Below are 9,223 nucleotides of genomic sequence, written 5' to 3'. Positions count from 1 at the left end.
GAGATTCCATGCAGAGGTCGCGAGCCCCGCGCGGGCAGCCGGCAGCGCGATCGCCCTCGCCCCGCCCGAGTGCGAGGAAGGCCCCGTCTGCGGTGCCGCGGGCGGCTTCGCGCCGCCGGTCGCGTCGGCGAGCGCGGGCATCTTCCTGCAGCTCGGCGCCTTCTCCTCGTTCGCCAACGCCGAAGGCTTCCGCGACACGGTGCGCAGCCAGGCCTCGGATCTGGCCGAGCGTTTCGAATTGTTCGCCGATGGCGAACGTTTCCGCCTCCACGCCGGTCCCTACGACACGGTCGAGGCGGCGCGCGATGCGGCCGAGCGCATGGGCAACGTGCTCAAGCTCAAGCCCTTCGTGGTGGTGCGCTGACCGTCGCGCACCGCGCCCGGGTTGCAACAAAGGCTTTCCATTTTTTGCCCGTCCATGCGCGGCGCCTATAATCCGCCGTTCCCATTCCCGCTTCTCCAGGTTTTCCCGATGCGTTTCCTCATTGCCGTACTCGTCTCGCTGTTCTCGCTGTCCGCGCTCGCGCAGACGGTGCCGCCCCCCGCGCTGGCCGCCAAGGCCTGGGCGCTGGTCGACCATGCCACCGGGCAGACGCTCGCCGAGAAGGACGCCGACGCCCGCATCGAGCCGGCCTCGCTGACCAAGCTGATGACGGCCTACATCACCTTCTCCAAGCTCAAGGAAGGCTCGCTCAAGCCCGACCAGGTGGTGCCGGTCTCCACCAAGGCCTGGCGCATGGAAGGCTCGCGCATGTTCATCGAGCCCAACAAGCCGGTCAGTGTGGATGAGCTCATCCGCGGCGTGATCGTGCAGTCGGGCAACGACGCCTGCGTGGCGCTCGCCGAGACCATCGCCGGCAGCGAGGAAGCCTTCGCCGCGCTGATGAACCGCGAGGCGCAGCGCCTGGGCATGACCAACACCCACTTCACCAATTCCACCGGCCTGCCCGATCCGCAGCTGTACACCAGCGCGCGCGACCTCGCCGTGCTGGCGAGCGCGATCGTCCGCGACTTCCCCGAGTACTACGGCCTGTATTCGCTCAAGGAATTCACCTACAACGGCATCAAGCAGCCCAACCGCAACCGCCTGCTGTACATGGACCCCTCCGTCGACGGCATGAAGACCGGCCACACCAGCAGCGCCGGCTACTGCCTCGTGTCCACCGCCCGTCGCGGCGAGCGCCGCCTGGTCTCGGTGGTGCTGGGTGCGGCCTCGGACTCCGTGCGCGCGCAGGAGTCGCTCAAGCTGCTCAACTTCGGCTACCAGTTCTACGAGACGGTCAAGCTCTACTCCGCCGACGAGGCGCTGTCGAAGTTCCGTGTCTGGAAGGGCAAGCTCAACGAGCTGCCGGTCGGGTTCACGAAGGACTTCGCGCTCACCGTGCCCAAGGAGGCGGCAAACAAGATCCAGGTCAGCCTGGAGAGCCGCCAGCCCCTGGTGGCGCCGCTGCAGCGCGGCCAGGAGGTCGGCACCCTGACGGTCGCGGTCGACGGCAAGCCGCTCGGCCAGTACCCGGTGGTGGCGCTGCAGGACGTCGAGGTGGCGGGCTTCTTCGGCCGCCTGTGGGATGCGATCGTGATGTTCTTCAAGAGCTTGTGATGCGCGCTCCGGACCGCGAATCCACGAATACGGTGATCCGCCATGGCTGACCAGCAGGACGCGCAGACGCGCCAGAGCCTGATCGAATATCCCTGCGACTTTCCCATCAAGGTGATGGGCGCGCGGGTGGACGGCTTCGCCCAGGCGGTGATCGACGTGGTGCTGCGCCACGCGCCCGACTTCGAGCCCGCCGGCGCCGAGATGCGGCCGTCGAGCAAGGGCAATTACCTCGCGGTGACCTGCACCTTCCGTGCGCTGTCGCAGGTGCAGGTCGATGCCATGTATCGCGAGCTGACTGCCCACCCGATGGTCAAGGTGGTGCTGTGATCGTCAAGCGCCTCGGCCTGGTGGAGTACGCGCCGGCGCTCGAGGCCATGCGTGTGTTCACCGCCGCGCGCGGCGCCGACACGCCCGACGAGCTCTGGCTGCTGCAGCACCCGCCGGTGTACACCCTCGGCCAGGCCGGCAAGCCCGAGCACCTGCTGCAGAACCCGGCCAACATCCCGCTGGTGCGCATCGACCGCGGCGGCCAGATCACTTACCACGGCCCCGGCCAGCTCGTGGCTTACCTGCTGCTGGACCTGCCGCGGCGCAGGCTCAAGGTGCGCGAGCTGGTGCATCTGATGGAGCAGGCGATCATCGACACCCTGGCGGATTACGGTATCGAGGCCGAGCGCAAGGACGGCGCGCCGGGCGTCTACGTCGCCGGCGACAAGATCGCCGCGCTCGGTCTGCGCGTGCGCAGCGGCTGCAGCTACCACGGACTGGCGATCAACGTGGATGCCGACCTCGCGCCCTTCGGCTGGATCAACCCCTGCGGCTACGAGGGTCTGAAGACGATCCGCATGAAGGACTTCGGTGTCGACGCCGGCGTGGACGCGGTCGGCGAAGTGCTGCTCGGCCACCTGCAGCGCCTGCTGCCGCCCCCATCGTCGGACATTGGGGAAACCGATAATGCGGATCCGGCAGCCCCCGGCGCCGCAGCGGCGCGCGCCGGGCCATAATCGCGCCGACGGATCCGTCCGAGATCAGCCCTTCCCACCCGGAAACCCACAGAGAACAGCGACCATGGAAACCCCTGCGCGCAAGCAGCGCGGCGCCGACAAGACCGCCCGCATCCCGATCAAGATCGTCCCTGCCGAACGCCTCAAGAAGCCCGAGTGGATCCGCATCAAGCTCGGCGCCGGCATGGAAGCCGAGCGCTTCAACGAGATCAAGGCCACGCTGCGCGACCACAAGCTGCACACCGTGTGCGAGGAAGCCTCCTGCCCGAACATCCACGAATGCTTCGGCAAGGGCACGGCCACCTTCATGATCATGGGCGACATCTGCACCCGGCGCTGCCCGTTCTGCGACGTCGGCCACGGCCGTCCCGAGCCGCTCAACCCCGACGAGCCGAGGGATCTCGCCAAGACCATCGCCGCGATGCGGCTGAACTACGTGGTGATCACGTCGGTGGACCGCGACGACCTGCGTGACGGCGGCGCCCAGCACTTCGTCGACTGCATCCGCGAGACCCGCGCCGCCTCGCCGAGTACCCGCATCGAGGTGCTGGTGCCGGACTTCCGCGGCCGCATGGAGATCGCGCTCGACATCTTCGACGCCGCCCCGCCCGACGTCATGAACCACAACCTCGAGACCGTGCCGCGCCTGTACAAGCAGGCCCGCCCGGGCTCGGACTACGCCTATTCGCTCGAGCTGCTCAAGCAGTTCAAGGCCCGCCATCCGGACGTGGCGACCAAGTCCGGCCTGATGGTGGGCTTGGGCGAGACCGACGAGGAGATCCTCGAGGTCATGCGCGACCTGCGCGCGCACGACGTCGAGATGCTCACCATCGGCCAGTACCTGCAGCCCTCCGGCGGCCACCTGCCGGTGCTGCGCTACGTGCATCCCGACACCTTCAAGATGTTCGAGACCGAGGCGCTGAAGATGGGCTTCAGGAACGCCGCCTGCGGCCCGATGGTGCGCTCGAGCTACTGGGCTGACCAGCAGGCGCACGGGGCCGGGGTGGTCTGATGTAAATTCCACCGATAAAAGCTAGTTTACATCGATCGCTGCAAATTTACATCGCTCCGTGCAAATTTGCAGGCCATGAGCCCACTCCCGAATTTTCCCAGTCTGACGCCGGACGAACGAGTCTGGCGTCTTGACTGGTTCGGCGAGTGCGCCTACCCCGGGAGTGTTCGACGCTACGCCCAACCCAGCATCAAGGTGGCTATTTCGCCGCTGCGGTGCGAGCCGAATGACGCTGAGTGTTGACGCGCACTGAAAACTACCCAGATTTCGCGGGGTCTGCGCGCTGAAAAGTACCCAGGTGATTAACCTCCGCCGCTTCCGTCGAGGAGCGGGGAACCGAGGAGATGATCACCATGAATCTGCTGGGGAAGGTCAGAAGGCTGTACTACCGGGAGGGGCTCACGCTCTCGGAGATCGAGCGTCGCACGGGGCTGACGCGCAAGACGATCCGCAAGTGGCTGAAGGCGCCTGAAGGGGTTGACCCGAAGTACCAGCGCAGGGTCGGCGACACCAAGATCGCGCCGTACGCGGCGCAGCTGGTCAAGATGTTGGAGACCGATGCGCGGCGACCGCAACGGGACCGGCGCACGGCGCTGAAGTTGTTTGGGCAGTTGCAGGTGCAGGGGTTCGACGGCGATTACAGCCGCGTCACCGAGTTCATCCGGCGCTGGAAGGCCGAAGGCGGTGCATCGGTCGCGAAGGCCTTCGTTCCGCTGCAGTTCGAGCCGGGAGAGGGGCGCACCAGTTCGACTGGAGCGAGGAGCATCTGGTCATCGGTGGGGTGTGGCGCAAGGTGCTCGTGGCGCACCTGAAGCTGTGCTACAGCCGTGCCTTTGTCGTGCAGGCGTATCCGACGCAGAGCCACGAGATGCTGTTCGATGCGCACGCGCGGGCGTTTGCCGCGCTCGGCGGCGTAGCCCGGCGCGGGATCTACGACAACATGAAGACCGCCGTCGACCGGGTGAAGAAAGGCAAGGCGCGGGTGGTCAATACACGCTTTGCGGCGATGGCCTCGCACTACCTGTTCGAGCCGGACTTCTGCAACGTCGCCAGCGGTTGGGAGAAAGGCGTCGTCGAGAAGAACGTGCAGGACAGCCGACGGCGGATCTGGCAGGAGGCGGCCGAGACGCGCTTTGGTTCCTTCACCGAGCTGAACCTGTGGTTGCTGGCGAAGTGTCGCAGCCTGTGGCATGAGCTCAAGCATCCGGAGTACGACCTCAGCCTGGCGGAAATGCTCGAGCAGGAGCAGCCCAGCCTGATGCCGATGATCACGCCCTTCGACGGCTACGTGGAGACGCTCGGCAAGGTGTCGAGCACCTGCCTGGTCACGTTCGAGCGCTGCCGCTATTCGGCGCCGTGCGAGTTGGTGGGGCAGATGGTCGGCATCCGGGTGTATCCCGAGCAGATCGAGCTCGTCGCGCACGACACCGTCGTGGCCCGTCACGTGCGCAGCTTCACGCGCAACGAAGCGCGCTACGACTGGCAGCACTATCTGCCGCTGATCGAGCGCAAGCCCGGTGCGCTCAGGAACGGCGCACCCTTCGCCGACATGCCCGCGCCACTGCAGACGCTGCGCGCACTGCTGCTCAAGCGCGAAGGCGGAGATCGGGTCATGGCGAAGGTGCTCGCCGCCGTGCCTCAGCATGGCCTGGGGGCGGTCATCGTGGCGGTGGAGTTGGCGCTCGAAGCGGGCCGCCCCAGCCCCGAGCACATCGAGAACGTGCTCAATCGCCTGAAGTCGGCCCCTGCCACGCCGACCGTCGACACGGTACTGACCCTGAGCGAAACACCGGTGGCGGACCCGCAGCGTTACGACCGGCTGCGTGCGGAGGTGAGCCATGCGTGATGTGCTTGCCGAACTGAAAGCCCTGCGCCTGTACGGGATGGCCGACGCCTGGGCGGAGCTGGTGTCCACGAGTGATCTCGGGTGTCAGAGTTCGGGTTGGCTGCTCGAGCACCTGCTCGAGGCCGAGCATACCGACCGTCACCTGCGCTCGATCCGCTATCAACTGCAGGCGGCCCGCTTCCCGGTGCATCGGGATCTGGCCGGGTTCGACTTCGAGCAGTCGAAGGTGGAGCGGGCGTTGATTCAGGAACTCGCCACACTCGACTTCACCGCGCAGGCTCACAACGTCGTCTTCATCGGTGGCACCGGCACAGGCAAGTCGCATTTGGCCACGGCCCTGGGGGTGTCGGGGATCACCCAGCACGGCAAGCGGGTGCGGTTTTACTCGACCGTTGATCTGGTCAATCTGCTCGAGCAGGAGAAGGCGGCCGGCAAAGCCGGCAAGCTCGCCTTCTCGCTGCTGCGCATGGACCTGGTGATTCTCGATGAGCTGGGTTACCTGCCGTTCAGCCAGAGCGGCGGAGCGCTGCTGTTCCATCTGCTCTCGAAGCTGTACGAGCACACCAGCGTGATGATCACGACCAACCTGAGCTTCGGTGAATGGGCCAGCGTGTTCGGCGACGCAAAGATGACCACGGCACTGCTCGACCGGCTCACCCATCACTGCCATATCGTCGAGACCGGGAACGAGTCCTATCGCTTCCGTCAGAGCTCGGCCAGCGCGCGGTCGCGGATCAAGGACCGCGAGCAGCGCAAGCGCGGCCCCCTCACCGAGGACGAGCCGTTCTGATCCCGGCGCCCGCGCAGAGAAGCCCGCTTCGGGCTACGCCCTTCGCGGGCTTCTCTGCGCACACTCACGAACGGTAACTCGACTAAACTGAAAAGCAGTTGCTGCATGACGGGCAACTAAAGTGCCTGGGTAAAATTCAACGCGCACCGCTGGGTAGTTTTAGACGCGCGCCGACACGCAGCTATCGCCGCAAGAACCGCCTCGATGTCTTCCTGCGGAATGCTCCGACGCCCGAAGGGCGCGAGGAAGCGGATGTTGGTGAGCCGTTGTGTTCGCACCTCGACTTCCGTGATCAGTCGGAATCGCCAACCGTGTTGCTTGGCGTAACGAACACCCCGCCTGAGCTTTGGGTGCAGTGTCGCCCAGTCCCTCGCGAGATCGGCGCGGTACTTGACTTCGCACAACCATGGTCGCCGCTGCAGTTCCGGAACGAACTCAACCAGGACGTCAGGTGTGTAGCGACGTGCGCCCTTCTTTGTCCCGTCCGACCACTCAATGCGCACGGGCTGGACTTCGTAACGCGCGACGTCGGGGGAAAAATCGAGCAGTGCCAGGAAGTCCCGTTCAAGCGTAGACTCGAACTCCGCCGGCCCTACGGCCTTACTCGATGCGGCGATGCCGGTCACGTTGCGAAAGTTCTTTTGAATTTTCCGTACTGGCATTTCAAGGAGGTTGCAGAGATGTGTGTAATTCTGAATTTCGTTGCACGTATCTATGTCTTTTTTAGCTCGTATCGGTGTAAAAGCAAGCCCTTTCATGGGCTATTTTTGCAAAAAGCGCTGTAATTGATAGCCGCGGGGGCGGCGACGCAAACTCGTCGCTGCGCTCCTCGGACATGCGTCGCCTTGTTTCCCCCGCGACGCCCTCCGCCTCGGCGCTCCTGAAGTTGGCGAGCGCCACCCCGGCCCCAAGGCCTCGCGCGTGCGCGCATCAGGGCGCCGAAAAACCTCGCCGATCAGAAGTCATCACGCTTCCGAAGCCGCGCCGTAGGAGCGACGCAAGTCGCGATCGCGGCCGCCGGTCGACCGCCGCGCGCGTTCCCGGCGCCGCCGTCGCCGTGGATTCCCGCGTCGATCCGTCCCGACCTGCGAGAACCCCGCCTACGGACAGCCCTTGCACCCGTCCGTCTGCGCGTTGAGGAAGACCGCCTGATCCAGGTTCGCACCGCTGAAGTCGGCGTTGCTCAGTTGCGCGCGGGTGAAGTTCGCCCCCTGCAGGTTGGCGCCGACAAAGGACGCGCCCGCGAGCTTGGCGGCGCGCAGGTTGCTGCGGGTGAGCTCGGCGCCGTCGAAGCGGCTGCGCTCGGCGCGGGCGTTGGTCAGGTCGGCGCCGCCGAGCTGGGCGGCGGAGAGGTCGGCGTCGTGCAGGTCGGCGTTCTGCAGGATCGCGTTGCGCAGGTCGGCTTCCTTGAAGCTGGCGCCGGTCAGGCGTGCGCCACGCAGGTTGGCGCGCAGCATCGAGGCCTTGTCCAGCGTCGCGCCTGCCATCTCGGCCTGGGAGAAGTTGGCTTCGTTCAAGGTGGCGCCGCGCAGGTTGGCGCCGGACAGATCCGAGCGGGTGAACTGCGAGTTGGCCAGATTCACCCCTTCGAGGTTTGCCCCGTTGAGGTTGAGGTTGGTGCACAGCGTGCCGCGGCGGATGTCGCAGCCGCCGATGTTGCCGGCGCGCTGGGCGTGGGCGGGCGGGAGCAGGGCGAGCAGCAGGCTGGCCGCGAGGGTGGCGTGCAGTGTGGCGCGGATCGTGGGCATGGGGTGCGTGGGCTTCCCGGTCAGGCGGGTTCGGTGAGAAGCTGTTCGAGCAGGCCGTGCAGCTTGTCGAAGTCGGGTTCGCCGAGGATCTTCTGCACGATCCTGCCGTGCTTGTCGAGGACGTAGCTGGTCGGGGTCAGGCGCACGCCCTCGAAGCCGCGCGCGATGCTGCCGTCGCGGTCGAGCACGAAGGTGAAGGGCAGGGCGCTGCGCTCGACGAAGGCGGCGACCTGGGCGGGCGGGTCGTAGTCCATCGCCACCGCCACGGTGCGGTAGCCGCGCGCCTCGAACTTCTCCTGCGTCGCCTTCAGCGCCGGCATCTCCTTGATGCAGGTGGTGCAGGTCGTGGCCCAGAAGTTCACTAGCACCACCTTGCCGCGCAGGTCGGCGGTGCGGAAGCTCTGCCCCTGCAGCGTGGAGAAGGCCACGTCGGGGGCGGCGGGCTTCTGGGTGAACACGAAGAAGCCGGCGACTGCGAGGACGAGGACCGCGACGGCGGCGGCGATCTTGAGCTTCATGGCGGGGTCCGGAACGGTTGAACTGCGCGGCGGCAGGCGCTTTACGGGCGATTTTGAGCGAGCGCCCGGGGCTTGTCACCTTCGACCGGTCGGACAGGCGCTGCCTGCAAAGGTGCCCGGCTTGCTAGACTTCAAGCATCGGGGACGCGCGACCGGCGTCCCTGCACCCGTTTTCCGACATTCGATCCGAGGCAAGACCGCAATGACCAGCCCCCCCGTGTTTACCTGGAGTGACCGTTTCCTGCTCGGGCACCGCACGATCGACGACACCCACCGCGAGTTCGTCGAGTGCGTGGATGCGCTGCTGCGCGCGAGTGACGCGGAGATCTCCGCCGCGCTCGACGCCTTCGCCCGCCACGCCGAGGCGCACTTCGCGCAGGAGGACGCCTGGCTCTCCGCGGCCGATTTCCCCACCGGTGGCGACTGCCACATCGACGAGCACGCCAAGGTGATGGCGTCGGTGCGCGAGGTGCAGGAGCTCGTCGCCAAGGGCGAGGTGGAGATCGCGCGCGAGCTCGCGCAGGCGCTGATGGACTGGTTCCCCGGCCACGCCGACTACATGGACTCGGCACTCGCCACCTGGCTGGTGAAGAAGTCCCACGATGGGCGTCCGCTGGTGCTGCGGCGCAAGGAAAACCTGTGAGCGCCGCGCCGGCCGGGCGCACGCCGCCTCGCACCCCGCGCAGCGCGGCCGACGCCGGCCGG

General features: G+C 66.6%; 10 protein-coding genes and 1 pseudogene. 8 read left to right on the top strand and 3 right to left on the bottom strand.

Annotated elements, in window-relative coordinates:
- From C665_RS16360 to istB, 7 genes and pseudogenes are all read left to right on the top strand, one after another.
- Nucleotides 1-364, top strand: a 364-nt coding sequence (locus C665_RS16360; protein WP_004322954.1) for an SPOR domain-containing protein, incomplete at its 5' end; no start/stop codon positions are given.
- 108 nt (nucleotides 365-472) lie between these two features.
- Complete coding sequence (locus C665_RS16355; RefSeq protein WP_004322953.1) at nucleotides 473-1,600, top strand: D-alanyl-D-alanine carboxypeptidase family protein; 1,128 nt, start codon at nucleotides 473-475, stop codon at nucleotides 1,598-1,600.
- Between the two features lie 42 nt (nucleotides 1,601-1,642).
- Nucleotides 1,643-1,927, top strand: a complete 285-nt coding sequence (locus C665_RS16350) for a YbeD family protein (protein WP_004322951.1) — start codon at nucleotides 1,643-1,645, stop codon at nucleotides 1,925-1,927.
- Nucleotides 1,924-2,604: a lipoyl(octanoyl) transferase LipB gene (gene lipB / locus C665_RS16345; protein WP_004322949.1), complete on the top strand. Its 681-nt coding sequence runs from the start codon at nucleotides 1,924-1,926 to the stop codon at nucleotides 2,602-2,604. Before C665_RS16350 ends, lipB begins: the two co-directional genes overlap by 4 nt.
- A 64-nt stretch (nucleotides 2,605-2,668) precedes the next feature.
- Entirely contained in the window at nucleotides 2,669-3,616 is a 948-nt protein-coding gene (gene lipA / locus C665_RS16340; RefSeq protein WP_004322947.1) for a lipoyl synthase, read from the top strand.
- A 353-nt stretch (nucleotides 3,617-3,969) separates the two neighbouring features.
- Nucleotides 3,970-5,462 (top strand): annotated as a pseudogene (gene istA / locus C665_RS16335) (IS21 family transposase).
- Entirely contained in the window at nucleotides 5,455-6,252 is a 798-nt protein-coding gene (gene istB / locus C665_RS16330) for an IS21-like element helper ATPase IstB (protein WP_004265643.1), read from the top strand. The pseudogene istA and the gene istB overlap by 8 nt, the downstream one beginning before the upstream one ends.
- A 116-nt stretch (nucleotides 6,253-6,368) precedes the next feature.
- On the opposite strand, the gene C665_RS20360 is transcribed toward istB, so the two are convergent.
- From C665_RS20360 to C665_RS16320, 3 genes are all read right to left on the bottom strand, one after another.
- A complete protein-coding gene (locus C665_RS20360; RefSeq protein WP_086010198.1) occupies nucleotides 6,369-7,010 on the bottom strand; it encodes a TnsA endonuclease N-terminal domain-containing protein in 642 nt (213 codons plus the stop codon).
- A gap of 342 nt (nucleotides 7,011-7,352) precedes the next feature.
- Nucleotides 7,353-8,000: a pentapeptide repeat-containing protein gene (locus C665_RS16325; protein ID WP_004322944.1), complete on the bottom strand. Its 648-nt coding sequence runs from the start codon at nucleotides 7,998-8,000 to the stop codon at nucleotides 7,353-7,355.
- A 20-nt stretch (nucleotides 8,001-8,020) separates the two neighbouring features.
- Nucleotides 8,021-8,518, bottom strand: coding sequence for a TlpA disulfide reductase family protein (locus C665_RS16320; protein ID WP_004322943.1), 498 nt, complete (start codon nucleotides 8,516-8,518; stop codon nucleotides 8,021-8,023).
- A gap of 202 nt (nucleotides 8,519-8,720) precedes the next feature.
- Here C665_RS16320 and C665_RS16315 point away from each other — a divergent pair, with 202 nt between their 5' ends.
- Nucleotides 8,721-9,161, top strand: a complete 441-nt coding sequence (locus tag C665_RS16315) for a bacteriohemerythrin (RefSeq protein WP_004322941.1) — start codon at nucleotides 8,721-8,723, stop codon at nucleotides 9,159-9,161.
- Nucleotides 9,162-9,223: the final 62 nt, after the last annotated feature.

It is taken from the genome of Thauera aminoaromatica S2, assembly GCF_000310185.1.
GTDB classification, from domain to species: Bacteria; Pseudomonadota; Gammaproteobacteria; order Burkholderiales; family Rhodocyclaceae; genus Thauera; species Thauera aminoaromatica.
This window is presented reverse-complemented; position numbering and strand designations above follow the sequence as displayed.